General features: G+C 54.1%; 17 protein-coding genes. 13 read left to right on the forward strand and 4 right to left on the reverse strand.

Annotation, left to right across the window (positions count from 1 at the left end; all coding sequences use genetic code 11):
- Window positions 1-274: 274 nt before the first annotated feature.
- The 4 genes from R3C20_07815 (at window position 275) to R3C20_07830 (ending at window position 8,504) form a co-directional block, all read left to right on the forward strand.
- Window positions 275-2,449: a peptidylprolyl isomerase gene (locus tag R3C20_07815; GenBank protein MEZ6040397.1), complete on the forward strand. Its 2,175-nt coding sequence runs from the start codon at window positions 275-277 to the stop codon at window positions 2,447-2,449.
- A gap of 422 nt (window positions 2,450-2,871) precedes the next feature.
- Window positions 2,872-5,937, forward strand: a complete 3,066-nt coding sequence (locus R3C20_07820) for a PSD1 and planctomycete cytochrome C domain-containing protein (protein ID MEZ6040398.1) — start codon at window positions 2,872-2,874, stop codon at window positions 5,935-5,937.
- 117 nt (window positions 5,938-6,054) lie between these two features.
- Window positions 6,055-7,596, forward strand: a complete 1,542-nt coding sequence (locus R3C20_07825) for a DUF1501 domain-containing protein (protein ID MEZ6040399.1) — start codon at window positions 6,055-6,057, stop codon at window positions 7,594-7,596.
- 356 nt (window positions 7,597-7,952) lie between these two features.
- Window positions 7,953-8,504 carry a hypothetical protein gene (locus R3C20_07830; GenBank protein MEZ6040400.1) on the forward strand — a complete coding sequence of 184 codons (552 nt, stop codon included), beginning with the start codon at window positions 7,953-7,955 and terminating at the stop codon, window positions 8,502-8,504.
- Between the two features lie 95 nt (window positions 8,505-8,599).
- Here the strand turns inward: R3C20_07830 and R3C20_07835 are convergent, their stop codons facing one another.
- Window positions 8,600-9,472, reverse strand: coding sequence for a sugar nucleotide-binding protein (locus R3C20_07835; GenBank protein ID MEZ6040401.1), 873 nt, complete (start codon window positions 9,470-9,472; stop codon window positions 8,600-8,602).
- A gap of 151 nt (window positions 9,473-9,623) precedes the next feature.
- Between R3C20_07835 and R3C20_07840 the strand changes: the two genes are divergently transcribed.
- Window positions 9,624-10,184: a transcription termination/antitermination NusG family protein gene (locus R3C20_07840; protein MEZ6040402.1), complete on the forward strand. Its 561-nt coding sequence runs from the start codon at window positions 9,624-9,626 to the stop codon at window positions 10,182-10,184.
- A gap of 655 nt (window positions 10,185-10,839) precedes the next feature.
- On the forward strand, window positions 10,840-12,270 hold the full coding sequence (locus tag R3C20_07845; protein MEZ6040403.1) for a carbohydrate porin: 1,431 nt from the start codon (window positions 10,840-10,842) through the stop codon (window positions 12,268-12,270).
- Between the two features lie 553 nt (window positions 12,271-12,823).
- Here the strand turns inward: R3C20_07845 and R3C20_07850 are convergent.
- Entirely contained in the window at window positions 12,824-16,276 is a 3,453-nt protein-coding gene (locus R3C20_07850; protein MEZ6040404.1) for a HEAT repeat domain-containing protein, read from the reverse strand.
- Window positions 16,277-16,967: 691 nt separating this feature from the next.
- On the opposite strand from R3C20_07850, the gene R3C20_07855 reads away from it, so the two are divergent.
- From R3C20_07855 to R3C20_07865, 3 genes are all read left to right on the forward strand, one after another.
- Window positions 16,968-17,402 (forward strand): hypothetical protein, encoded by a 435-nt coding sequence (locus tag R3C20_07855; protein MEZ6040405.1) that lies wholly within the window; start codon window positions 16,968-16,970, stop codon window positions 17,400-17,402.
- A gap of 889 nt (window positions 17,403-18,291) precedes the next feature.
- Window positions 18,292-18,972 carry a metallophosphoesterase gene (locus tag R3C20_07860; protein ID MEZ6040406.1) on the forward strand — a complete coding sequence of 227 codons (681 nt, stop codon included), beginning with the start codon at window positions 18,292-18,294 and terminating at the stop codon, window positions 18,970-18,972.
- A gap of 313 nt (window positions 18,973-19,285) precedes the next feature.
- Entirely contained in the window at window positions 19,286-19,762 is a 477-nt protein-coding gene (locus tag R3C20_07865) for a DUF1851 domain-containing protein (GenBank protein MEZ6040407.1), read from the forward strand.
- On the opposite strand, the gene R3C20_07870 is transcribed toward R3C20_07865, so the two are convergent.
- Window positions 19,749-20,234 (reverse strand): hypothetical protein, encoded by a 486-nt coding sequence (locus R3C20_07870; GenBank protein MEZ6040408.1) that lies wholly within the window; start codon window positions 20,232-20,234, stop codon window positions 19,749-19,751. The two genes, R3C20_07865 and R3C20_07870, sit on opposite strands and share 14 nt — an antisense overlap.
- 288 nt (window positions 20,235-20,522) lie before the next feature.
- Here R3C20_07870 and R3C20_07875 point away from each other — a divergent pair, with 288 nt between their 5' ends.
- From R3C20_07875 to R3C20_07885, 3 genes are read left to right on the forward strand one after another with little or no spacing between them, the layout of a single operon-like run.
- Window positions 20,523-21,851 (forward strand): APC family permease, encoded by a 1,329-nt coding sequence (locus R3C20_07875; GenBank protein MEZ6040409.1) that lies wholly within the window; start codon window positions 20,523-20,525, stop codon window positions 21,849-21,851.
- Between the two features lie 12 nt (window positions 21,852-21,863).
- Window positions 21,864-22,508 (forward strand): methyltransferase domain-containing protein, encoded by a 645-nt coding sequence (locus R3C20_07880; GenBank protein ID MEZ6040410.1) that lies wholly within the window; start codon window positions 21,864-21,866, stop codon window positions 22,506-22,508.
- Between the two features lie 50 nt (window positions 22,509-22,558).
- Window positions 22,559-24,280: an SBBP repeat-containing protein gene (locus tag R3C20_07885; GenBank protein MEZ6040411.1), complete on the forward strand. Its 1,722-nt coding sequence runs from the start codon at window positions 22,559-22,561 to the stop codon at window positions 24,278-24,280.
- A 204-nt stretch (window positions 24,281-24,484) separates the two neighbouring features.
- On the opposite strand, the gene R3C20_07890 is transcribed toward R3C20_07885, so the two are convergent.
- The gene (locus R3C20_07890; protein ID MEZ6040412.1) at window positions 24,485-25,336 is read right to left on the reverse strand and encodes a DUF817 domain-containing protein; all 852 of its coding nucleotides are present in this window, start codon (window positions 25,334-25,336) and stop codon (window positions 24,485-24,487) included.
- A gap of 215 nt (window positions 25,337-25,551) precedes the next feature.
- Here R3C20_07890 and rpsR point away from each other — a divergent pair, with 215 nt between their 5' ends.
- Complete coding sequence (gene rpsR, locus R3C20_07895; GenBank protein MEZ6040413.1) at window positions 25,552-25,833, forward strand: 30S ribosomal protein S18; 282 nt, start codon at window positions 25,552-25,554, stop codon at window positions 25,831-25,833.
- Window positions 25,834-25,901: the final 68 nt, after the last annotated feature.

The following is a 25,901-nucleotide window of genomic DNA, read 5'->3' on the forward strand; positions in this document are numbered from 1 at the left end:
ATGGCACTTCAGGTGAATGAGCCAATGGCATCTGACTGCCGGATTGACTGCGATCGCCGGCATTCGGCAGATTCTGCCTGTTCGTAGCGGCATGGGTCCGCATCTCTTCTCGCTCCTCCGGAATTCAATCGCGGCAAGCCTGATAAACTTTATTGAATTTGCAGCCTGTGACGATTCTGATTCCGGACCACCGCGCTTTTGATGCGTGATGATTGCGGCACGCGCACTGGCAGTCACAGGTGGTACAGGCATCTAGTGATTGTGAGGACTCGCCATGCTTTCGTTTTTCAACCGTCGCTCTCGTGCTCAGCAGCAGAATATTCGGGTCATGACGGCAGATCTGCCGCTCGAAAAACGATTGCTGCTTGCCGGGAATGCGCTGGTAAACGTCAGCGGTGGAAACGTCTCGATCAGCGGAGATGCGGACAATAACGCCATCGAACTCACCACGATCGGCGGCAACGTTGTCGTACGTGGACTGCAGGGAACGACCATCAACGGCAACGCTGGTTCGCTTATAGTCGCAGAGAACACGGACACGCTGAACGGCCGACTGGTTGTGCGACTCGGTGAAGGGAACGATTCATTTCTGCTGAGTCGCAGCGTCATCGTCAACGGCAGTGCTGTGATTGATGCCGGTAATGGAAATGATGATATTGGATCAACCGGTAGCACGATTCGGGGTTCTCTGGAAGTGCATGGTCGGCAGGGCGACAACCAGATTAGTTTCAGCGACTCAACTGTTGACGGGCGTCTATGGATCAAGACAAAACGTGGTTCTGATATCGTGAGTCTGAAGAATGTGACTGTGAATGGCCGGCTGAAAATCAAGACTGGCGCGGGGGAGGATGGCGTATCGCTCGATAACGTGACAGTGTCCGATAAGACATCGATTCACACAAAGAACGGTGCGGATGACGTACTGATACAGAATTCAACTTTCAACGCTCACGTCAAGATTCGGACTCGACAGAATGACGACAACGTCGTTCTGGAGGGCAACACTTTCCGTTCGACAATACATATCAATACGGGCCGGAACATTGACAATGTTGTGGCTCGCGGGACGAATACGTTTGACGGAGCCTTCTCTGTTAACAGTGGGGACGGTCACACAAATGGTTCAGTGGGAGATGCCGTTGAGATTGCATCGACCAACGTGTTCAATTCCAGTCGCAGTATCAGAAAGGCCGAGGGAGCCACGGCGCCTCCCACTGTCATCAGTACTCGGATCGACGATACAACAAACGGACTAGTTGGGCTGGCTGCTGCTGCCGACAAAGCGATCTCGGATTTGCTGGTGACGTCTGTGTCGGATTTGACACTGGATCTGTCTGCCAACACGACGGTGGCATCCACTGGTGACGTACTGATAACCCGCGATGAGAATTTTGTGATCGCTGGCACCACCACAGCATTGTCGACGGTGACACTGGATACAGACGGCAATGGGCAATTCGACAACGGAACGGTGACCGCCGACGAAAATGGCAATTTTTCCACAACCGTCACCCTGACTCGGCGAGATCTGAACACCACAGATACTGTCGAGAATGACCAGATGAGTGGATTTCAGCAGATCAATATCCAGTCGCTGGATGAAGCCGGCGGGCTGCAGACGGCCACGGTCAAAGTCGACTTCGTCAAGAACACTGTCGTTCAGTTTGTATCAAACATCGGAACGTATGAAGTGGAAATGTTTGACGACCTGACACCAAATACAGTCGCAAACTTTCTGGGGTACACTGACAGATACGACGGAGTGATCATTCATCGATCGGTCACGGATTTTGTGATTCAGGGCGGTGGATTCACTGTCAACAACGGTGTCGTTGACGCCGTACAGACGGATGCCCCGATCACGAACGAGTTCAATTCTTCCGCTTCAAATATTCGCGGAACTCTTTCGATGGCACAGCTGGGTGGGGACATCAACAGCGGGACCAGCCAATGGTTTGTCAATACCGTCAACAATGATGGTTCAGGCGTCAATAATCTCGACTCTGTGCCGCATACGGTCTTTGGGCGAGTCATTGGTGAAGGGATGTCGGTCGTCGACAGTATTGCAGCATTGTCGAAGGCAGACCTGTCCAGTGTGACCGGTGTTTCTGCGCTCAATGAAACGCCACTTCAGTCAACCTTCACTCCACTCACACGTACGATCACGGGGACGGTTTCAACAACTGGCGGCAGTACTGTTGTGACGGGTGTTGGAACCCGGTTTACTGAGGAACTGGTGTCGGCACTTGGGAACACGGGAGGTTCTCGTTCTCGCATCTCGATCGATGGAACTATCTACAACGTCGCCTCCATTTCAAGCGACACCGAACTCACCCTGTCCAGCTCGGCGATTACATCATCGACCAACGTTAATGCTTTGACCGATGACCTTGTCGACGACGCATTCGTTCGGTTCTCTTCCATTGCTGAAATTCTGAATCAGGTTTAGCTTTCCGTTGAAGAATCGGGACGGCACGCTGGACTGCCCAATACCGTCGTGTTTTCAGGTCTCCTTCTCAAGTCGATCCCGTGTTTCAACAGGCTGTCAGGTTCGTTCGCGCGGAACTGCTCCCGCGTGTTGTCTTGCGGTGGAATGTCCGCGAATTTGCAGTCGTTGCTCGCGGATTTCCCCGCGTTCCACCGTCGCCCTTCAAGTATCAGACGCACTGCCAGCAGCGAACGTCGGTGTTGACAGACGCCGGAGAAGCGTCAAACGTTCGCTCGAAGAATTCACGCGATGCGATGGCCGATTGGGTTCTCTACTGGAAAGAAGTCTTCTGCCGGGCTTTAATACGGTGAGTCAACGCTCGATTGACCACTTGTGATCGAGCTTTGATCTCCCCGCTAAGAATCCCGCCTGAGAATCCACCCATGTGTCGAATTGCTTCTGCATGCCTGATCGCCACAGCCTTGTTTGCATGTGCAGAGAAAAATTTCGTCGTCGCTGAAGGTCCTGACTTTCAGCAGGACGTTCAGCCGATCCTTGCCGAACACTGCACAGCTTGCCACGGTGTCGATCCGGAAACACGAGAGGGGGGATTGCGTCTGGATTTGCGTGAGTCTGCGTACAGGGGAGGCGAATCGGGCCTGGCGGCGATCGTGCCGGGTGATGTGGATGCCAGTGAACTCTGGAAACGCATTACGTCAACGGATGGCGATCTGATGATGCCCCCGCCATCGCATAACAAGCCGCTTAGCCGACAGCAGATTGAGACGATTCGTCAGTGGATTGGTGAAGGAGCCCAGTATCAGGGGCACTGGGCCTTTGTTGCGCCACGGCAGGAAGATCTTCCTGGAAACGGCCTGAGCCACCCGATTGATGCCATGGTCGCTCGCAAACTGGCTTCCATAACGCTGGATGGGCAATCTTTGTTGTCGGCACCTGCTTCACTGGCTTCCCCTGCCGAATCACCGCACGTTCTTTGCCGGCGTCTTTATCTGGATGTCATTGGTCTGCCGCCGTCGCCGGAAGAACTGCGCGCGTTTGATCGTGACGGTTTCGAAGCAACCCTTGAAAAACTCCTGGCCAGTCCGCGATTCGGCGAACGATGGGCTCGACCCTGGCTGGACGCTGCTCGCTATTCCGACACGAATGGTTACGAAAAAGATCTGCGGCGAGAGCAATGGGCCTGGCGAGACTGGGTGATTGGCGCGATGAATGCTGATATGCCATACGATCAGTTTATCGTCGAACAGATTGCCGGTGATCTTCTGCCCAATGCTTCGCAGAATCAGATAATTGCGACGGGTTTTCTGCGGAACAGCATGATCAACGAAGAGGGTGCAATCATTCCCGAACAGTTTCGTATGGTCGAAATGTTCGATCGGATCGACTGCATTGGAAAGGGGGTTCTGGGCCTTTCGACTCAGTGTGCCCAGTGTCATTCACACAAATTCGATCCCATAACGATGGACGAATATTACGGGATGTTTGCCTTTCTGAATGATTCGTATGAAGCGCAGTCGTGGGTTTATACGGATGCGCAACAGAACAAACGCGTCGAAGTCCTTCAGGGAATTCAACAACTGGAAGATCAGATTCGTCGGGAACAACCATCGTGGGATCAGGAGATGGCTGCATGGGCCGCGCAGCTGGCGGGTTCACAGCCGGAATGGCATGCGATCGTTTTCGACGACATGAATAGTGTCAGCGGTCTCAATCATCCGACCCAGGAACCTGATCGATCGCTTCTGATGAAGGGACACAATAGCGGGGATGTCTACATGATTGGCGAACCGTCCGTGCAGGGAGTGACAGGCTTGCGACTGGAACTGCTGAATCATGGAGATCTGCCGTTTCGAGGTCCTGGCCGTAGCAGCCTTGGGACGTGGGGAATTCGGGAAGTAGAGGTTTGGCTGCAGCAACCGGGAAGCGACAGCTGGGAAAAACAAAAGCTTATCAACCCGACGGCCGATTTTTCTGAGCCCGAACAAAAACACAACGAGGGAAAAGATGCCAGCGGTCCGGTGAGTTTCCTGATTGACGGGGCGGACAACACCTGGTGGAAAGCCGATCGTGGTATTGGAAGACGCAATGCCCCTTCCGTCGCTGTGATGCAGTTTGAATCACCATTGGACGCACCTGCCGGGACCAGGATGAAAATTGCCATGCGCATGACGGATATGCCGGGCTGCTGTCGCTTTTCGCTGACAACAAAGGCCTCTCCCTCCGCGTCGAACGTGGATTTTGACGCTGTGATGGCAGCAGCTGTCCCAGCGAATAAACGCTCACACAACCAGCAGACGGCTCTGTTTGCCGCATGGCGAAAGTCCATCCCGCAACTTCAGTCTATCAACGAACAGATCACTGCTTTGTGGGATCAATATCCGCAGGCTTCGACATCCGTGCTGCATGTGGCAGAACGCGAACCTGAGTATCATCGGCCGACTTATATTCTGAAACGCGGTAACTGGGACCAGCCTGAACACGCCGTAGCCCCGCACGTGCCAGCCGCGTTTCATCCTTTGCCGGAATCTGACGAACCACCCCGTTTGCAGTTTGCCCGATGGCTTGTGGATCCTCAGTCACCGCTTGCAGCACGTGTCGCGGTGAATCGTGTCTGGCAGAATATCTTTGGTTCAGGGCTTGTCGAAACGTCGGAAGACTTTGGGACGCGAGCACCTGTCCCGGAGTATCGTGATATTCTGGACTGGCTTGCCGTCGACTTTATGGAGCACAACTGGAGTACGAAGCATCTGATTCGTCGGATCACCGGCAGCCAGACATACCAGCAGACTTCCAGAGTAACGGCTCGGTTGCTGGAGGCGGATCCTCAGAATCGGCTGCTAACGCGTGGTTCACGATTCCGGGCTGACGCAGAAATTATTCGCGATTCGGCCATGGCCCTGGCCGGGCTGATACATCACAAAATCGGAGGGCCGGGCGTGATTCCACCAGTGCCGCAGAATGTTCTGGATTATAACTATGTTTATCCCGACTACTGGAAGCCTGCAGAAGCGCCGGAACGTTACCGACGAACGGTTTACGGGTTCCGTAAACGTTCGATGCCTGATCCTGCAATGTCGACTCTGGATGCACCGAATGCGGACTTTGCCTGCGCTCGCCGTATTCGTTCCAACACGCCGCTGGCCGCGTTAACCGAGTTGAATGAACCGATCTTTGTCGAATGCGCGCAGGCTCTTGCGTTGCGAATTCTTCGCGAAGGCGGCCCTGAGGATGTGGCTCGAATTGACTATGCCTACCAGCTTTGCATGGCCCGCAGTCCAACCGCAGCAGAACGTGATGTTCTCATGGATCATCTGGCTGCTCAGCGACAACGCATTGCAGACGGTTGGCTGAATGCACGGGAAGTGGCAACAGGTAAGGCTCATCTGCTTCCACAGCTTCCCGAAAACTGCACACCGCAGGATGCCGCTGCCTGGACGCTGACGTCGCGCGTGCTGCTGAATCTCGATGAAACCATGAGCCGGAATTAGTGTCTGTTGATGGGAAAATCTGCACGTCTGTGCTTTCCGGAACAGGCAGTGAGATGTGTTCTGAATTCTTCATTCGTATGGTTGTGGGTCCCGCCCACTTCAGGAAGTCGTGCTGTTATGAACCTTAATCAGTCACTTCGGGATGCACAGGCTGGTCTGCTTCGTCGCCGCTGGTTTCTCCAAGACTGTGGAATCGGGCTGGCGGGTGCGGCGGCATCGTCCCTGCTTCAGTCGGAACTGAAAGCTGACAACGCTCCTGATGTGGCGACAAAGGTTTCTCCTCTGGCGCCAAAGAATCCACACTTTGAACCGCGTGCGAAGCGCGTGATCTACATGTTCCACGCGGGCGCGCCCAGCCAGCTTGAACTGTTTGATCCAAAGCCGGAACTGCAGAATCGGAACGGGCAGTTGCCCCCGTCGGAATTACTCGAAGGCTATCGAGCTGCTTTTATCGATCCGAATTCAGGGCTACTCGGTGGGAAGTTCAAATTCGAGAAGCGGGGGCAGTGCGGGATGGAGCTGAGCGAAGTGCTGCCCCACACGGCGGAAATTGCAGACGATATCTGCCTGATCCGATCGATGCAGACGGAAGCGGTCAATCATGCGCCAGCGCAGATCATGATGAATACGGGTTCGCAGCAGTTCGGTCGCCCGAGTTTCGGATCATGGACACTTTATGGTCTTGGAAGTGCATCTTCTGACCTGCCAGGGTTTGTTGTCTTGACCAGCGCCAAGGGGACCAGTGGCGGAGCCAGCAATTACGGTGCAGGATTTTTGCCGACCATGTACGGGGGTGTTCCATTTCGCAGTTCCGGCGATCCGGTGCTCTATCTTTCCAACCCGGCTGGTATCGATACCGAAGCTCAGCGAACTTCTCTTGATGCCATTAGTCAGCTGAACGAACTTTCTCTGAAATCACTGGGTGACCCGGCAACGGCAGCACGCATTCAGAGTTATGAAATGGCATATCGTCTGCAAACCAGCGTTCCGGAGTTGATGGATCTTGGCAGTGAACCGGCTCATATTCTGGAAATGTACGGAATTAAGGACCCAAAAGAGGCGAACTACGCTCGCAATTGCCTGCTGGCGAGGCGCCTGATTGAACGCGGAGTTCGATTTGTGCAGTTGTTCCACGAGGCGTGGGATCAGCATGGCAATCTGACCAATGGTGTCAAACAGAATGCCGCTGATACCGACAAGGCCAGCGCTGCACTTGTGAAGGATCTCAAACAGCGAGGATTGCTGAATGAGACGCTGGTTGTCTGGGGAGGAGAGTTCGGTCGAACTCCAATGGTGCAGGGCGGCAATGATGGTCGTGATCATCACAATCGAAGCTACAGCGTTTGGCTGGCAGGTGGTGGTGTGAAGTCCGGGTATGTCCATGGCCAGACAGATGAACTGGGGTTCAATGTCACTCAGGATGCGGTTCATGTCCATGACCTGAACGCCACAATGTTACATCTGCTGGGACTTGATCACCTGCGCCTGACCTACCGATTTCAGGGGCGTGACTATCGCCTGACGGATGTGCACGGGAATCTGGTAGACAAAATCCTGGCAAAGCTGTCCATTGAAAAACCGGGACCGGCGCGCAGGACGACTGGAAACCATCGTTTTCAGGTCTCCTGCTCGAGCCAGTCCCGTTTTTCAACAGGCTGATGTGTCCCCGGAGCGAGGCTCATCGGGGACCGGAATCTGACGTCCAGTCTGATGTCGACCGCGACCCGTCTCAGGGAACTCCAGACAGGCTGCCCTGTGCGCGGACGTGCTGGCCCGACTTGACCTTGAAACATCAGCTCCTCCGAATGGAATTCGGCGGAGTCGGTAATTTCTTCTGAGGTTCCTTCGTTTGTAACTCTTTTCCTGGATAGAGGTTGCGGCGATTTCATTTTTTTGCCCCCCAGGAAAACACGAATTTCCTGTAACAGGTCTGCATGCCAGGCAAATGAGAGGTGTCGAGCGAAACGATGCTCAAATCGAAAACAAAGAAAACACCTTCATAAAGGGACTCAGTGATGAAAAATCTTATCCTTGTTGCACTCGTACTTGCTTCTGCCACAACTGCTTTTGGCCAGGATTACAGTAACGTTCGTTCGGGCATGTTGTTGGGGATCTATTCTCAACCCTGCAATGGCGGACTGAAGATCACATCGATTATTGAGGGGTATTCTGCAGAAGGTCGCCTGTTTCCCGGCGACGTGCTTAAGCGAGTGACTCCGGACGGCAACATGATCTACACGTTGCGTTCACTCTACGAGATGGAAAATGCCAAGATGGCGATCGGGCCGAATCGGCAGGCGGCGGTTGAGTTCTATCGCCCTGGCGTTGGCCTCATGTACGGTTGGGTTGAATTCACACCCATCGCAGGGCCTGCCGCTGTGACCTCTTCCGGAGGCAGCACAAAGCAGTACAAAGCTCAGTTCAAGCTGGAATCAGAAAAGCCGGGTGCACGGGCAATGTTCAAGTCGAATTCCAACTCTTCGAACGGGGGCATCAAGTTGCCGGTTCCACCAAAATTCAAGCAGGGCGGAGTCAGCGGTGGGGCAAAAGGTTTGTTCGGAAGGTGATGCATTCGCGGAGAACAAGACGGTCGGCTGACATCATAAAAAAGGGAATCGAGTTTCGCTCGATTCCCTTTTTTGCATTGAAGTCGGCTGAATGATCAGCTGGCGGTTTGCCAGTGTCTCAGAGCTTTCTCCAGGGCTTCATCGATCGGGCTCAGCGGAAGTCCTGCCGAGACAGCTTTCGAACTGTCGAGAACGCAGTTTGATCGCGGGGCAACTGCGGCCTTCTGCATGAAATCAGATTCGGAGTTGAAGAACTGGAACGATTTGTCGGTCAAGCCATGCCTTTGGATACGGTTGACCACTTCCTGAGTTGTGATGCTGCCCGGATTGGTAAGGTTGTAGACACCAAACGGGATCCTCATCATCCAGCTTTCGACACAGCAGTCGGCGAATTCATTCAGGTGGGAAAGACTGTTCTCTGCGTTCAACAGGCGATCATATCGGATCAGTTTCGAAATGTAATTGCGTGGAGAATCTACCTGATTGAACGGGATGCGTAGTCTCCAGATGTAGCAGTTCTCTGTTCCATTCAGTATCTCTTCTCCCAGGGCTTTGCAGCCGGAATAGAAACTGCAGTTGTTCTGCCGGAACGTGAAGTTTGCAGGGTCGTTCTCTGTGAATCCGGTGCCATCGGGCCTCCGTCCGGTAAAGATGCACCCGGAACTGACGTGGCCCCAGGGGATGTTTTCGCGATCACAAGCCGCACGAATGACGCCGGGCAGCACGGCATTTCCTTCGAGGCATGGCGTCTTATTGACTTCACAGGCATCAACATTCGGACGACCTGTATAACCCGCAGCATTGATCAGAAATTCAGGGCGGAGGTCGCGTAAACAGGCGGTCAGGGCACCTTCATCCGTGTAGTCCAGCAATCTTCTCGAAATCACCTCGACCGCAAGACCGCGCTTCATCAGACTCTTTTGAATTGCTGTTCCAACAAAGCCAGTGCCTCCTAACAATACAATCATCTGCTTGGCTCGTCTTTTCCGAATAGAATGACACGATTCGCTCCGAATGGTGCCGAAGTATGCGTCATCAACTCAACCGCGGCAACTGTTGATTTCAAGGGCCGTAAATCAGACTGCGCGAAACGTTTGATGGAAACAGGAATTCAAGACCATGCCGATCCTTTCGAAGGAGCCGGAAGTTTTTCCAGATGATCTGCTGGATGGCAAATTTCAGCTGGATCCGGATCAAAACTGGTTCGCAATGTACACCCTGGCGCGCCGCGAGAAGGAATTGGTGCGCCAGTTGCGCCAAAAGAAGGTCTCACACTACCTGCCTTTAGCTCCGTCCCGGAAACGGTCCCCATCCGGCAGAATTCGAACCAGTTTTCTGCCGCTGTTTACGGGTTACGTTTTCGTTCGCGGCACGGACGCTGACCGATACGAAGCTGTTTGCACAGGTTGCATCTCTCGTTGTCTTGACGTGACTGAGCCTGAGCAATTGTTTGAGGATCTGCGGCGAATTCGGATTCTCAGCCGGGAAGGCGAAGATCTGCGTCCGGAACCCAAGCCTGTCGTCGGGCGTCAGGCTGTCCTGAAGACAGGTGCCATGGCAGGTGCCAGAGGTATCGTAACAAAAGTCAATGATCAGCACCGGCTGACGGTTGTCGTGCGATTCATGCAGCAGGGCGCTTCGGTGCTGATTGATGAAGCAGATGTCGAGCTGCTGGATTGATGCTTCGCTCAGGCTGAATCTGAGCGCCTTTGCAACCGACGGAATAGTCATGACTGCAGCACGCGTTACAGCTGGCAGGAAGTCTCGCCGGATTTTTCGCTGAATGCGCAATCAGACAGAATGCGCAATCAGACAGAGGAGGCTCCTGCTCCGGGGGCAGAGGACCTTCTTGATGGCGTTGACCGATCTTGATGGCGTTGACCGATGGGTCGTATTGAGAGTGTTTCCTGCCACGGCTGCGGATTCGATATAGCTTCCAGTGCCGGCCCTCAATCGTTTGAGACATGCGCAGTCCGTTTTGGCTTTGTCTCCGAAGCAGCTGGCAGCTGGCAGCTGGCGACGGGCAGAAAACATGCCCACGAGTAGTCTCTTGTAACGCGATCCGGAGACGGTTGCAGATGCGGGTTTTCCATCAGAATCCGTACATAATTGCCATAATGTGACTAACAGCAACGGGTGTTAACCCGATTGACCGGCCGCTGCCGGGGAATTTCTGCCTGCCGAGAAGATCAGCGCCGATGAACGGGATTGCGCTTCAGGCAATAGTATCGTAATCCTCACCAGCAAGATGACCCGGAGAATCAAACATCATGCGGTTCGCCAGCACCGTCGATCGGGTTTTCACTCTGAGCGGTCCCTTCAGGGTGTCAGAGTCATGAAATGGAGTTCACTGCTGTGGCACGTTCTTTTGCCCATGGACAGATTGTTGGGGCCGCTGAAGGCTCCCCGCGGGTACCCAGAGATCATCCGGCGTTTTGTTTTGTTATGCAATGTGTTCGTCTCATCGGTTCTTTCGACTTCTGTCATTGCACAGGAGGTCGGTCGATCGATGATTCCGGTACCTGGTTGTCCGGGCAGAGGCTTGCTGTTCGACAGCATCGAAGGGCTCGAATACTCCAGCACACGTCAGATGAATTGTTGTCGCAGCAATGATTCAGCTTTGGCAGCCGAAGGAACGTGCGGTGAAGGCTCGGACTGGCCTGCAACTTTGTTTCCTGAAGAATGGCACAATCCGGGGCCGATCCAGGCGGAGTGCATCTATACCGGGGAGATCTTCTCGAATACTCGTGGCGGTTTAAATGTGAATGATGCCACACGATATCGTGGCAATCTGGACATCGTTCTGACTGGCCACAGTGAACAGCTTGGACTTTGGGAACATGGTCATTTCTTTGTCTATGGCAGTTCTCTTCACGGCCGAACGCTTGCGGGAACTGATACTGGTGATTACCAGTTTTACAGCAACATCGATGGTTCTCCGCGCCCCGACAACGTGTTTCAGATTACGGAGTACTGGTATGAGCACGAGTTTCTGGACGGGGCAGTTGCCGTGAAATTAGGCAAGCAGGATGCAAACGCAGATTTTGCCTACGTGGAGCTAGGTGGCAGTTTCATCAATACTTCACTGGGGCTGATACCGACGGTTCCGTTGCCCACCTGGCCCAATCCGGGTTTCGGACTCGCTCTGTTTGCCAGTCCCGGTGATCTCGTGCAGTTTAAGTTCGGGCTCTATGATGGTTCACCCAGCGTGGGGTATCAGAGTGGTGGTCGATGGGCATTAAGCACCATCGGAGATAACGGTGCGTTTGCGATCGCGGAGCTGCTCCTGACTCCCCGGTTCGGCGTTGATGAAGAACTTCCGGCTTCTATCCGTACCGGTGTCTGGTTTCACACGGGGAGATTTGAGAACACAAACACGGGTCAGTTTGAATCAGGGAACCATGGGATCTACATCGGTTACGATCAGATGCTCTGGAGCGAAGGAGCGGATGCGCAGGGGTTCGGTGGATTCGCCCAATTTGGTTATGCCCCTGCCGAATTGAATTCGGTAAGGCAACACTGGGGAGGGGGGTTGGTTTATCGAGGTTTGTTTTCGGGGCGGGATGATGATGAGCTCGGTCTGGGATTTTCCTCTGTCCGCTTCAGCGACTCATCCTTACGGTCAGAAACGGCCGTCGAACTCTTCTACCAGGCCACCCTCACTCCGTTCGCTGTGATTCAGCCGGATATCCAGTACATCGCCTCGCCCTCCGGAAATATCAGAGATGCGTTGGTGGTGGGGCTGCGAACAGAAATCGTCCTGTAGTTCGGTGGATCCGGACGGCAGGGTTTTCGTCCAGATGCCGCCATGCAACCGAACAGACTGTTGCTCAGATACTGTCTGACTGCCAGCACATTTTGCAGTTCTGCCCGTCACGACGGGTTCTTTTCGTGACTCTGGGTACACGCCTTTTCAGAATTGAGGAGAGTCGACCGGGCTCCGGTCACCAAGTCCTCAGCCGACGACAGAAAGGCGGTGTTAGCCGTGTCCTTTTTACGAAGAATGTTTGTCCCGGGATGTTTGATTGCCGTCGCGTTGGGTGCGGCCGTCGCTTCGTCCCAGGTGCAGCCGAAAGTTATGGATGGCAGCACCATTGCGGCTCGATATCAACTCAGGTCCCGATCTGCGAATTTCTTTCGTCGTTCCACCGGGCGTTCATCGATGTCTTCCAGTCGATCCGGTCTGTTGAGTCTGTTTCGCCGATAGGTGCCGGTGCATTCCTGCATTTCCCCGAAGTGTCCGTGATCGGTGTGTCTCGTGGAACCCGGTGAGCGTACCGTTCTTGTTTGCTGCGAATTCACAGCATCTTTTGCTTTGGCTATTCAGCCAGCATCTCTACTGCATTCCAGTAGCCGAATTCGTAAGACCAGTCATTGGCTTTATTGAGCAGTTCGATGCGTACGGTTTGCCCTCGATACTCCGAGAGATCAATTTCGATATCCTTCCACCGGTTCATTGCTGACGGAGATCGTATGATGGACGCGAGTTTGTCTGTGCCGTTGATTCGAACGACCAGTTGCCAGTCACCCCGATGATCGGCTGCGATGGAGACTCGCAGGACGGGTTTCCTGCTGTCAGGGACAGTCATAGAACCGTGGAGTCTGCAGGGTTCATTGCGAGAAACCGGGTGCGTTCTGAGTGCTGGTCGGCCGTTGTAATTGGATAAGACCGCGACGCCATCGACACCGGATTTTTCAGTGGCGAAGCCTGGCAGAATATCCGCAACCAGCGCGGTGAATTCCGGCGGGTTGTTCGAGCTTTGTTCTTCAATTCTCGCTCCCGGCAGAGGCCTGGCATTCGGGTCATCCGGCGGTCCGGTTAAGGTGAGGTAAGCAAAAAGATCGATCAGTTCTTCGGGTTTAAGTTGTTTCTCTAATCCCTCCGGCATCAATGAAAGTTCACTACGAACGACTTCGTCGATGTCGCTGCGAGCGATGACTTCCATTTTGTCTCCCTGAACCTTCAGCGTAACTCGCTGGGGGCTGTCTTCAATCGGAAGTCCGGTGACGACACGTCCTTCGTTTGTCACAACGGTCAGCGCCTGATACGACGAACCAATCACGAGACTGGGGTCGAACACATTTGATAAAAGCTGTTCAAAAGAGGCTCGGCCATTGCGGGTTATATCTGGCCCAACGTCGGCGCCTTCGCCGTATATTTTGTGACACTGAGCGCAAACTTTCCTGAAGACTGCCTGACCGGCAACAGGATTCCCAGCTGAGGTTCGGAGCGTATTTCTCATTTGGCTTATCAATCTGGCCCGTGCCGGATCACGCTGAGATCGTACGATGCCCCAGTGCCGATTGATCAGGTCCGTTAAACGCTCCTCTTTCAGGCTCAGCATCTTTCTGGCCTGGTTGGCGTTGATGGTGGACGCAACGACTTTCCCGTCCGCAACGGCCGTCATCAGTGCGATGGCCGCGTCGGTGCGATCTGTAAGTGCTTCGATGACAGCGGGCTGAACGTCTTCCGGCAGAGTATTCAGTTGCTCCAGAAGAACTGTGACCGCATCGAACGTTGGTATCCGACCGATTGCCTGAGCTGTTCGACGCAGTCCGTAACTGTGTCCGCCTGACGACAGCATGGAAGCGGCAATAGGCAGGGCTGATCGATCTCCTGCGGTAATCAGGGCATTCAGCAAGCGAATCTGCGGACCATCAACCGAATGTCCATCCAGTAATGCTGCAGCCCGGGATTTGGCTTCGGAGATTCCTGCTGATGTTGCCAGTTCGAGTGAGCTGACTGTCAATGGGTCCGCAAGTGGAGTACCAAAATGCCGCGTTAAGCCGCCGGAGAGCGTTTGTCGGACAGTATCGAGTGAATCTCCTGAGAGCTCTCCACTCCGAATTCTCTGCGTCAGTATCTGGAGAGCGCGATCCGCAGATTCCGCAGCCGACGACGTTGTGAGCAGAAGAGAGACGAGCTGTGTGATTGCTGCTGTGTCTGGTTTTTCCGCCGCGAGCAGACGGTCCGCGACTCGCGGGAGGATTTCGATGACTGCCGCCGGTTTGTCGCTTTCCAGTGAGGCGATCGAAGTGGTGAATTCCTCTGTTTGCGATTCCAGCAGCGGATGCAGATTCTGCCAGACAATGCGCGGCACCAGCGGGTCTTTGCCCGCCTGGGCCAGCACGTCAACAAGAGTTGACACTGTTGGCACGTGTTCAATCTTTCCTGCGGCGATTGCCACCTGCAGGCGCACACGCGGATGCTGGTCATAACGCAGGGCAGCAACAAGCTGTGCCACTTCGGGGTCATTGATTCGCTGATTCCCGGCGGCTCGAATTCCCCATGCGCGAACATCGGCGTTCTGGCATGCCAGCAAAGATTTCAGGAATTCTCTGGAAAGCGGCCTGGCTCCCAGTCGAGCCCACAAGGCATGCATGCGAGTCTTGAACGGTCTGGCATCGTCCAGCACCAGCTGTTCCAGCAATGTATTTGCCTCTGGCTGGTCACGTTCGGATAGCAGTCGTTGAGCAATTTCACGAAAGTGCACATTGGCCTGGTGAAGTCTTTCGATGAGCCTGGCGTTTGATTCTTTGCGGAGATCAAATGCACCAGCTCGAGGTGTGTCCCGAAAGCGGATGCGATATAAACGTCCCTTCAGGCGGTCGATGCCATCCGGATCGCGACGAGCATCCTGATAGCAGTGATAGCGATCGTACCAGTCCAGGACCCACAGGCAGCCATCAGGCCCGGTCTTTTGCACGACAGGCATGAACCAGGCGTCGTGAGCTGAAAGAAAGTCTTCAGCCGGAGATGCCTGATATGTGGAATCTCGCTCGTGCAGGATGTCCACGTTGATGCAGTTTCCGTGGATATTTCCCATCATCAGCCGATCACGATATTCCTTTGGATAGGCGTCACTATCGAAGTATGTGATCCCGCAGTAAGCAGCCTTCTGGTGCTTGTGACTAACAATCGATTCGGCCTTCCATGTGAATGGCGGATACGGTCCTCCCTGACGATGGTAGTAGCCGGTTTCTGTCAGATGCCACAAATGATCGATCACACAAGCACTCAGGAACGGATCGCCGACCGGATTCCACGCAATGCCCCAGGGATTGCTGGTGCCTTCTGCAAACAAATTGAATTCATGCGTTCTGGGGTTGATGCGGAATAAAGCACAGGTGAAATCAAACGTCTGTCCGGTGACGGGATCCTGCACAACACTGCGATTGAAGACCCCGTTCAAACCGTAAAGCCAACCATCCGGCCCCCAGGTCAGAGAATTTGGCAGCTCGTGCGTATCGAATCGGCCGAAGCCAGTGACCACCACAGTTTTCCTGTCCGCTTTGTCGTCCCCATCAGTATCTTCGAGGAAAAGGATGTCGGGCGAGTTCGCAACCCAAACACCGCCATATCCCACGGCAATGCCGGAGGGTATGTTCAGCCCTTCGGCAAATGTCGTGAACTTGTCCATGCGTCCATCGTGGTCCGTGTCTTCCAGAATGCGAATCCGGTCTCGCCCTTCGCCCGCAGACATTCGTGGATATTCCAGTGATTCGGTTACCCAGACACGGCCCCGTTCATCGAATGTCATGGCAACGGGATTCACCAATTCGGGTTCACTGGCAATCAGTTCGACGGTAAAGCCATCCGGGACGGTCATTCTGGCAATGGCTTCTTCCGGAGAAAGAGCAGGGCCGGGCGGCTTGTCCTGAGCGTGCGGAATTCGTTCCTGACCGATGGAAAGACCGGTACCTGTGATGGCTGCGAAAACCGCGAACACAAAGCCGGAAATGAGCTTCTTCAGGAGCTTGCTTGACCGCATTGATGGAGTACTCCGGGAATTTCTGGATCAAATTGTGGTGGTGTATGGTGGCAGGATGCTGTCCATGCTGCAATGAGCCGTCAGGTCGGCTGCCACTGTTGTGGAGCTCACCTCCGGCATCGATGGCGATTTCAGCACGCAGCCGATCCGTGAGCACTCGACGATTGACCGGAGTTCAGGTTGAGTCACTGGCTTGCGGTTACAGAACGCTCTTGACACGGCGGCATGGAACAGAGGAAGGGGCACGATTGAATGAGCTCGTCGTCCGGAATTCACGCCTGAAGAATTACAGATCTACAGGAACACTGCAGTTCCGGATGTCTCATTTGACCTGCGACCGACATGCCAATTCTTGTCGCGAAATCCGGGCCTCCGCTTCCGTGCAAGATGCATAATACCGGATTCGAATCTGCTTTCGCATATCCTGCAGCAACGCTGGCATACCTCCGACGATCTCGTCGGGCATTATGCAAATCGGTTTAAGTTAAACTTGGGGAGTCAAAGGAATCCCTTTCAGGGCTTCCATGCCGACAGTCGGCGCATGTAGAATCGCATCTGGACCATCAGGTTCTCGCAGCCTGGTAGTGGTCCTCAATCAACAATCGAATGCACCGGAATTGGGCTTGGTGTTGAAATCTGCAAATCATCTCGCCGAGCCCAATTCGGTGATATCCCGCATTTACCTAATCCGATGGCTTCTCAAATTGCGTACAAGGACCTGGAGGTTCTGACAAACAATATGCAGTTTTCGAGGTTGATCGACTTCGTAATTCAGGTGGGTCGCGCGACTACGACTGGTTCCGTCGAGGATCGCTACGTCGATCGCATGAGTCAATTGCAGGAATCGGAGTTTTGGCCTGGACGAGGTATTCAGATCGAAGATGACTTCCCAGACATCGAAGAGCAAAAATTTTGGGCAAGAGTATTCCTTGATACAGCCCGTGAAGTTTTCGATCGCCGAATCGGAAATCATGAGCATTCGTTCTGGCAGGCACAGTGCATTTATCAAGCGTACGGGGCAGGGCAACTCTTTGTGCACGCTGTTCGCGATACGGACCGACGATGGTTACCTGATTGCCGAGACTACCGTGAGTTCGATCTCGTGATGAACAAACCCTCCACATAGAGCGGCGAGCAGGGTGTTCAACTTGAGCAATTCCTGAAATCAAAGGTTCATGGCTCGGGTTACCTTGGTCGACTAAGAAGCCGTTTTGTATTCACGGGTGAGTTTCACATTCTGTTGGTCGATTGGAAGTTCCTCTCATTGAGCCAGAGTTGAGGCGGGACTGGCCTCCGTGGACCCGAACCATACAAGGTGGCTTCACTCGGTTCTTCGCGGCGTCCGGCCTGGTAACACTGTTGTTGTTTCTGCTGCGAGGTCTTACTCTATCCATGCGTGGAAGAAGACGCTGATGCACCTGTCGATTCCTGTCAGCATTGCAAGGCTTTGTCACTGGAACAGCGACGGCTATATTGGCTTTCGCTACAGATTTTGAAGATCGGCTGGCCGAACTTCAGCAGTGATCGTTCGGCTCGTACGTTGGGAATCGGCACATGGACGGTCGGAAGGTGATTCATCGTTGTGAATCTCGCCAGTTCGAGGGTTTCATCTCGATCAGTCCAGCGTTTGATCTTCGACCATCGATTTGCCGTCCAGGTTTGCGATGAAGTCGGGCTGGTCGAGTTCGCCGCACGGATCGGTCAGGCAGCCGACCCACGCCCAGAATATGGAGATAAGGATGTCAGTTTTTTTGTATTTGATGAGCTATACAAATTCGATGCCATCCTCTGGTCGGTGGTGAAGTGGCAGGGCCGTCGCGGGCAGTGCGGTTGGTGTCGGTCTCTTCGCACATGCTGGCAAACGTCTTAAACTGGCCCGGGGCCCATGCGAAAATCCTTTTGGCCGTTTTGTGTTCATCCTGAATAATAGCAGCATATGCTGCCCGTTTGCGGGGTAATGCCCCGTCCGATCAGACTGCGAGTAAACCTGCCTGCCTTATCGGCGCAAGGCTTTCATGATTTTTTTGCTGGGGAATGCATTGACTGACCGCACCATTGCAATCGGTGACATCCACGGCTGCGCGTCCGCTCTGAACTCTGTACTGGAAGCGATCTGTCCGACGCAATGTGACACGATCATTCAACTTGGCGATGCGATCGATCGAGGAACTCACTCTCGGGCGGTGATCGATTCGCTGCTCTCGCTTTCAAAGCAATGTGCCTTCGTTTTCGTTCGAGGCAATCACGAAGAGTTGCTGTTGGATGCACTCGATGATACCGACAAACTGGCTCGCTGGTTGCGAAACGGCGGCACTGACACGCTTCGTGCATACGGATGCGATCGACCAGAGAATATTCCGGCCGATCATCTGGAGTTCCTTCGTGGCTCCGTCCAGTATTTTGAATCCGAACGTCATATCTTCGTTCACGCCGGATATATCGACGATCAGCCAATGGCCGGGCAACCGGGTCTGGCACTTCGCTGGCGAGTCACCAACGAAAACAGTCGACCACATTGTTCCGGGAAAACAGTAATTACCGGCCACACGGCTCAGAAATCGGGAGAGATTCTGGATCTTGGTCATGTGAAATGCATCGACACCAACTGCGTTCACGGTGGCTGGCTGACTGCGATCAACGCAGACAATGGCGAAATGTGGCAGAGCGATCAATATGGTAAGCTTCGTTCACGCTGAACAATAAATTGCCAGTTGGCGAATGCGGAAAGAACGGGGCTGCTGCGGCTGGTTCGGTATCTGCTTGGCAGGATGATTGAACCTGCGGTCGGTGTGTGATCTGTTTGCTATGACTTCCGGAGCTCCGACGGCATTGGAGTGGAACGCCTTTCAGGGCTTCCTGTCCGAGGCTCCATGTGCGTAAAATCCGGCGTGTTCGATGTTCGCTCGTCGTACGGTTGCGGGGCGATCGAACATTTCACAAGCAGGTCAGCCGGAGTCGTTGTTCACCCGCTCCCACAAAAAATCGGAAAGCGTGCGTCTGGAGGTACTGATGCCGATCACAATGAACGACCTGACTATCAGCCCAAAGGGCATTGATATGGATTCGCTTCTATCGGATTGGACATGGGTAATGCCTGAGCCACTGCGTCCGGTTCTGCTCACCGCGATGGGCGATGCGTTTGCACAAGGCGAGTCTGGTGCTGTCTACTTTGTGGACACTGTCGGAGGCGATATTCGGGTCGTTGCTGACGACGGGGCCTCATTTCAGTCGTTGCTTCGGAACAGTCAGTTCGTTTCAGACCACATGTTTCCATCACGAATTGGGCAGTTTCGTAATGCCGGGATGAAGCTGGGGCCGGGACAAGTCTACAGTCACAAACAATTACTCGTCCTGGGTGGAGATGACGACATCGAGAATGTCGAAGTCGCCGACGTCAGCGTTCACATCAGTATTCACGGCCAGGTGCACCGACAGGTTAAAGATCTGCCGGACGGCGCGCAGATCTCCGAAATCAGGATCTTGTAACCTTTACGTGGAACGGGCCGAGTGCATGAACGAGTTGCCCTGGATTCGATGCCCCGGCTGTGACGCCATCGTTGCCCCGACGCGGCCTGTTTGTCCAGGTTGTGGGCGATGTCTCAACTGCGGCAAGATACGGGCGACGGAGGTTAACCAGTGTCTCGATTGTGACTTGCCCTACTGTGACTGTTGCGGTCGTTGCCCGAAATGCCTTCAGTTGCGATACGAGGACATTGGCTCTTGTGACTGCGGACACCCCGGAAACGATGAGAAACTCGAACGACTTATTCGGTATAGTGCTGTGGTGGGCGCGGAACGTTCCCGAGCGCCGATTGGCTGCGTCGTCGCGATCGTTGTTGTGTTGGGCATCCTGACTGTTAGCGTTGTCTGGGTACTGCGATAGCCGCTCTGCCCAGCGACGTCGCGTCGCGCTGCAACCCATCCAGTGAGTTGAAGGAAATCCTTCAATAGTAGACATTGTCACGTCACCATCGGAGGCATCTGAGTCATCAGTTCTAACAAGAACATCCAGATTCTCTGCTCAACTGTTCGTTGAAAAATCAGGACAGGCACACGCGGGATGGCTGTCAACCGTTGTTTTTTGGTGTCTCCTGCTTGAGCCAGTCGCATTTTTCAACAGGCTGCCATGGCCGTGTCGAATGTGTTCAGTCAGCGGGTTGACGAGTTTTGAGCTTCAACAATCAACTGAAACACCGGTTACGAACCGCAGTTCAGCGGTCTTGCCTGCAAGTGACGAACGCCAATGATGTCGCCAGACTCGAATCAATCAACAGACTCATCCGGGATTGGGATTCTCGGGGCGGCCGCCATTGGAGTGGGCGGCATGGTTGGTGGAGGAATATTTGCTGTCCTGGGAACTGCTGTTGGTCTGGCGGGGGGAGGCACGCCGATTGCTTTTGGGCTGGCTGGCCTGATCGCGCTCCTGACTTCGTACTCCTATGCGAAGTTGTCCGTCCGGTATCCTGCTTCAGGTGGCACGCTTGTGTTTCTCGATCAGGCATTCGGCGTCAATGTGCTGACCGGCACGCTTAATGTGTCCTTGTGGTTAAGCTACCTGGTCACAATAGCGCTGTATGCGTCGGCATTTGGTTCATACGCGATGACATTTTTTCCGAATGCCACTTCTGTATGGAAGCACGCCTTCGTCAGTGCCGCCATCATCCTTCCGGCTTTGATTAATCTTCTGAATTCTGCCATTGTCAGTAAGTCGGAAACCGTTGTGGTAGTGGTGAAACTGATCCTGCTGGCCATTGTCATCGTTGCGGGTGCACCGCACGTTCAGCTCGACAGGCTTCAGGTGTCCACGTGGTCTGACCCACTTTCAATGTTTGTGGCCGGAATGGTGATTTTCGTGGCTTACGAAGGGTTCGAACTGATTGCAAATGCGGCTGCAGACGTTCGCCAACCAGCGTACACTCTACCGCGAGCATATTTTGGCTGTGTGACTTTTGTTGTACTGTTGTACGTGCTGGTTGCTGTCGTGACAGTGGGGTCTGTGAGTGAGTCGACAATCTCAAATGCGAAAGACTACGCGCTGGCGGCAGCAGCCAGGCCTGCGTTGGGGCATGCGGGATTTGTACTGGTGGCGGTGTCGGCACTGCTCGCGACTTTTTCTGCCATCAATGCAACCATTTATGGTAATGCCAGGCTTGGCTTTGCTATTGCCCGGGACGGTGAGTTACCGGAGATGCTTGAACGCAAAGTGTGGAGTCGCCCGCTGGCCGGAGTACTGTTGACGACGGGGCTGTCATTGCTGCTTGCAAACGGTGTTGACCTTCAGGCAATTGCCATCATGGGCAGCGCTGGCTTCTTGTTGATTTTTGCTGCCGTGAATGCAGCTGCATTTCGTCTGGCCACTGAAGTCAGTGGCAACCGTTTCATTCCCGCATTGGCGACCCTGTCATGCTTTGCCGCACTCGTTGCGTTACTCAGCAATACTTACCAAACTGATCCGACGGCCCTTTGGGTCTTTGTCGCGATGATGGTTGGTTCGCTGCTGTTCGAACTGATCTACCCTCGCATCGTACGTCGGACAAAACGACAGCTTGTACCTGCACCATCCGCTTCGAATTAGAGTGACAAAGCCATGACCGAAAGCTCAGCCAGAAAGTTCTATGATCGCATCAGTCACGCGTATGATTTGATCGCCGATGGTGGAGAGCATGTTGCCCGCGAGAAAGGACTTGACCTTCTGGATGTCAGAAAAGGCGAATCCGTTTTGGAGATCGGTTTTGGCACCGGCCATTCACTGATTGCTCTGGCTGATTTGGTCGGCGATGAAGGGCATGTGACTGGAATTGATATCTCCACAGGAATGCGTGACGTGGCAGCACAGCGGGTGGCCGACGCAAAGCTTGAACATCGGGTCGATCTGAACGTCGCAACCGTACCTCCGATTCCTCCAAACCTCGGGCCGTTCGATGTGATTTCCATGAGCTTCACGCTTGAACTGTTTGCCCTGGAAACCATCCCACATGTGTTGGCTGAATGTCGGCGTGTGTTACGGCCAGGTGGTCGGCTTGGCGTCGTGAGCATGGCGACGGTCGAGCCCGGGAAAAGTGAAAGCATTCTGGAACGGACGTATATCTGGATGCACAACCATTTCCCGCATATCGTCGATTGCCAGCCGATTCCTCTGGAGTCTTACCTGCAGGATGCGGGTTTCACGATCACGAAGGGTGAGCGAATTGATTTGTTCACGATGCCGGTCGCGATCGCTGTGGCAACTTAGTTCTGAACGAACGGCCTGTCCCGAAAGGAGTCTGTGGTTTCTGGTGACCAATGTCGCGTTCTGAGGGCCATGGTGCTTTGTACGGGACCGAAACGGCAGCGTGTGAAATTGTCTTTGGAGAATGGACGAAGTATCGAGGCATCCACAATTCCTGCGTACGCCTTCACTTTACTTACAGGGGCCTGGCCGTGGCTTTTTCATGTTGCTGCAAATGGATCTTTTTACGAGCGACAAAATTCTTCCGTATCGCGACTGTTGGAGTTCTGCTGCACAGTTCTTTGAACGGTGGTGAGACGGAACTGCAATTCGTGAGGCTGCTTGGCGGAGCCGGGCCGGAGGATACCGCGCGGGCGGTTGCTGTGGACCAAAGCGGATGCATCTACGTTGCCGGAGGAACTCGATCGCAGGACTTCCCGACGACATCCGGTGTGATCCAGGAACGGTTTGCCAGCGGCGGAACATCGCTTGGGGCAAATGGCGAGATGGATGCGTTTATCACGAAGTTGTCGCCGACAGGGACTGTTCTCTGGTCAACATTCCTGGGTGGGCCAAACTATGATCGAATCTATTCGATTCGTATTGGCAACGACCAGAGTATCTACGTTGCAGGCCGCGCTGGTGAAGGATTTCCGACGACACCTGGCACGCTTCAGCCGAGGTTTGCCGGAGACAACCAGCTTGTGAATCGAGGATATGGAAAGCAGGATGGTTTTGTGGCCAAGTTGTCGCCGGATGGGGCTCAACTGCAGTGGTCTACTTACTTCGGGACTCCAGGTCCATCCATCATTCGCGACATGGTCCTGGATCGCAATGGCGACGTTTATGTGACGATGATCGAACTTAAGACGTCCTCCCCCTACATCACCGACAACGCGATTGTCAGCAAGCCCATTGATGGACGGGAAAGTCTTGTGGCGAAGATTTCCGGAGATGGTCAACGAGTGCTTTGGTGTACTTATCTGGCGGGTAATGGTGTCGATCTCGCAACTTCTCTGGCCGTCGACAGCAACAATCGTTTGATTGTTGCCGGTTCCACTCAGTCGAGTGATTTTCCGGTCACTGCAGGCGCGTTTCAGACAACGCTTAAGGGATCGATGGACGGCTTTGTGACAGCCTTTTCTTCGGACGGGGAGCTTGAGTACTCCACTTATATCGGCGGTTCCGACATTGATGGAGGCACCAGTAAACATGCGGTGGCGGTCGATCAGGAGAACCGCGCCTGGATCATTGGTTTCACTCAATCCACCGACTTTCCAGTGACGCCCGGAGCATTTCAAACGTCCAATCATGGAGCTCTGACGGGTGCCTGGCGAATGACGGCTGATCGTTTCGTCGCCATTGTTTCAGCCGACGGAAGTCGAGTCGAAGCGGCGACTTATCTCGGCGGTGGTGCTCGCGACGGGGGAGAGGGAATCGTGATCGATCGACAGGGGAACGGTTGGCTGACAGGCTTTACATTTTCATCTGACTTCCCCACAACACCGGATGCGATTCAGTCCGAATATCGAGGTGCACCAAAGCTTCGCAATCCATACAGTGGCGGTGGCGACGCAACTATTACGGCTTTTACGGACAGGCTTGGACCCCCTGTCTATTCAACGCTGATGGGCGGAACCGGGGAAGACATGCTGCGAGCCTGTGCGGCAGGTCCCGACGGTGGCATCATTTGCGTCGGCACCACGCGATCGAACGACTGGACGCCTGGTTTACGTTCAAGCGATCGACGAATCGGGCCCGATGAAATCGTCGTTGTTTCCGTTCGACGTGAATGATGCTGTCTGCTGGTGATTCGCTGTTCGTTCGGGATTCGTCGGGACCACGTGCTGGCAACCCGCAAATCATCGGTCCTGCCACCGGCTACAACACAACAGGTGTGCAGTTCCCATCTGTTGCGATTCCTGATTCAGGATGGTGGATTCGCCGCGGCTGATGATGAGCTCGTCGGAGGATCACCGGGGCATCGCCGCGGATATCTGTCAATCGGGCACGTTGATGGATTCTTTGATGTGTTTTAGATGGGCGACAATTGTGAAAGTCATAATGACCAGCAGCGACCATGACGTCCATTTTCCGACGTGTACGGCCGCCCAGCCGCCCAACTGATTGGGATACAACCAGATGCTGAAGAAGGTGCTGATGTTTTCGGCAAGCCAGACAAAGAATCCGATCAGCACGAATGACAGTAGCAACGGCATCTTGCGGTCGCGATCAAGGGGGCGGAAAATGCAGGTGGCCCGCGCGTAGAGTCCCATAGCGAAGAAGGCGATCTGCCAACGATAGTCAGGAATGAAATGGTGAGTGAAGAAATTCAGATAGATCAGCGCTGCGACGGCGGTGGCCATCCAGTAAGGGGGGTGATGGCGAATTCGAATGTCGAACAGCCTCCAGGCCTGAATGAGGTAGCTGCCGACACCTGCGTACATGAACCCCGAAAACAGGGGCACTCCCATGAATTTGAAGTAACCAGCGTCAGGGTAGCTCCATGAACGGATGGGGCTCGACGTCTTAAAGACCTCGAGGCCAAGACCGATCAAGTGGAAAAGTGTGATTGCCTTCACCTCATCCCACGTTTCCAGCTTTGCCCGCAGCATCCAGAACTGGATCGACAGAGCGATCAGAAACAGCAGATCGTAACGTGCAATTCCCAGAACTCCCTCTCGTGGAACACCGAAAACCGCAGCAAAGAACAGCACGACGAAAAGGCAGGCTCGCGCTTCCTTGATCCCGAAGAACCAGAATTCGACAAGAAACCGTCGCAGGCCGACCAGGTTTGGACGCACAGTTGCATCCATGAGGCGGCGATCGAGTTCCTGAAGCAGCCGGTTCATGAGAATTTCCTGAGCAGGAATCTTTCGGGGGAGGAGAGTTTGTGTTGTGGAACCGTTTTTGCCGAATTACACTACGCGACTCGAATTCTCCCCGCTGGATCGAATCTTCCAGTCCATAGGGCGGCCGTCGGGATTGACGATCTGTTCAATTCCAATGGGCTAAACGGGGGCAGAGGCCCTTTCTTTTGTGTTTCGAAAAGGTTGTAAGTAGTTCCATGGCAACGATTTCCCGCGCAGATCTGAAGAAGCTTCGCAAACGCCGTGCTCGTCTGAAGAAAAAGAAGATGAGCTGTCAGTTCACCGTTGGAGGTGAAGTTCCACGTCCGGTTTATGTGGATTACAAGGACCTGCGAACGCTTCGGAATTTGATTGATCGAGAAGGTCGCATCGTTCCGCGTCGCCGCACCGGCACAAGTGCACTCTATCAACGGGCTGTGCGAACCGCTGTCCTGCGGGCACGATTTATTGGCCTGCTGCCCTACGTAGCAGAAGAGTAGTCTGGTCGAGGCGGATGGCCCGCAGACGGTTGTAAATGCAGATAAGAAGCCAGGTTCCCTTTGTCGGA

The organism is Planctomycetaceae bacterium, from assembly GCA_041398825.1.
Lineage (GTDB): Bacteria > Planctomycetota > Planctomycetia > Planctomycetales > Planctomycetaceae > F1-80-MAGs062.

Coding starts and splice junctions, on each gene's coding strand:
- R3C20_07820 (MEZ6040398.1), top strand. CDS start 2,872: ATGTGTCGAATTGCTTCTGCATGCCTGATCGCCACAGCCTTGTTTGCA.
- R3C20_07875 (MEZ6040409.1), top strand. CDS start 20,523: ATGTCGCCAGACTCGAATCAATCAACAGACTCATCCGGGATTGGGATT.
- R3C20_07855 (MEZ6040405.1), top strand. CDS start 16,968: ATGGCTTCTCAAATTGCGTACAAGGACCTGGAGGTTCTGACAAACAAT.
- R3C20_07845 (MEZ6040403.1), top strand. CDS start 10,840: ATGAAATGGAGTTCACTGCTGTGGCACGTTCTTTTGCCCATGGACAGA.
- R3C20_07865 (MEZ6040407.1), top strand. CDS start 19,286: ATGCCGATCACAATGAACGACCTGACTATCAGCCCAAAGGGCATTGAT.
- rpsR (MEZ6040413.1), top strand. CDS start 25,552: ATGGCAACGATTTCCCGCGCAGATCTGAAGAAGCTTCGCAAACGCCGT.
- R3C20_07880 (MEZ6040410.1), top strand. CDS start 21,864: ATGACCGAAAGCTCAGCCAGAAAGTTCTATGATCGCATCAGTCACGCG.
- R3C20_07860 (MEZ6040406.1), top strand. CDS start 18,292: ATGATTTTTTTGCTGGGGAATGCATTGACTGACCGCACCATTGCAATC.
- R3C20_07830 (MEZ6040400.1), top strand. CDS start 7,953: ATGAAAAATCTTATCCTTGTTGCACTCGTACTTGCTTCTGCCACAACT.
- R3C20_07815 (MEZ6040397.1), top strand. CDS start 275: ATGCTTTCGTTTTTCAACCGTCGCTCTCGTGCTCAGCAGCAGAATATT.
- R3C20_07825 (MEZ6040399.1), top strand. CDS start 6,055: ATGAACCTTAATCAGTCACTTCGGGATGCACAGGCTGGTCTGCTTCGT.
- R3C20_07840 (MEZ6040402.1), top strand. CDS start 9,624: ATGCCGATCCTTTCGAAGGAGCCGGAAGTTTTTCCAGATGATCTGCTG.
- R3C20_07890 (MEZ6040412.1), bottom strand. CDS start 25,336: ATGAACCGGCTGCTTCAGGAACTCGATCGCCGCCTCATGGATGCAACT.
- R3C20_07870 (MEZ6040408.1), bottom strand. CDS start 20,234: ATGTCTACTATTGAAGGATTTCCTTCAACTCACTGGATGGGTTGCAGC.
- R3C20_07850 (MEZ6040404.1), bottom strand. CDS start 16,276: ATGCGGTCAAGCAAGCTCCTGAAGAAGCTCATTTCCGGCTTTGTGTTC.
- R3C20_07885 (MEZ6040411.1), top strand. CDS start 22,559: ATGTCGCGTTCTGAGGGCCATGGTGCTTTGTACGGGACCGAAACGGCA.
- R3C20_07835 (MEZ6040401.1), bottom strand. CDS start 9,472: ATGATTGTATTGTTAGGAGGCACTGGCTTTGTTGGAACAGCAATTCAA.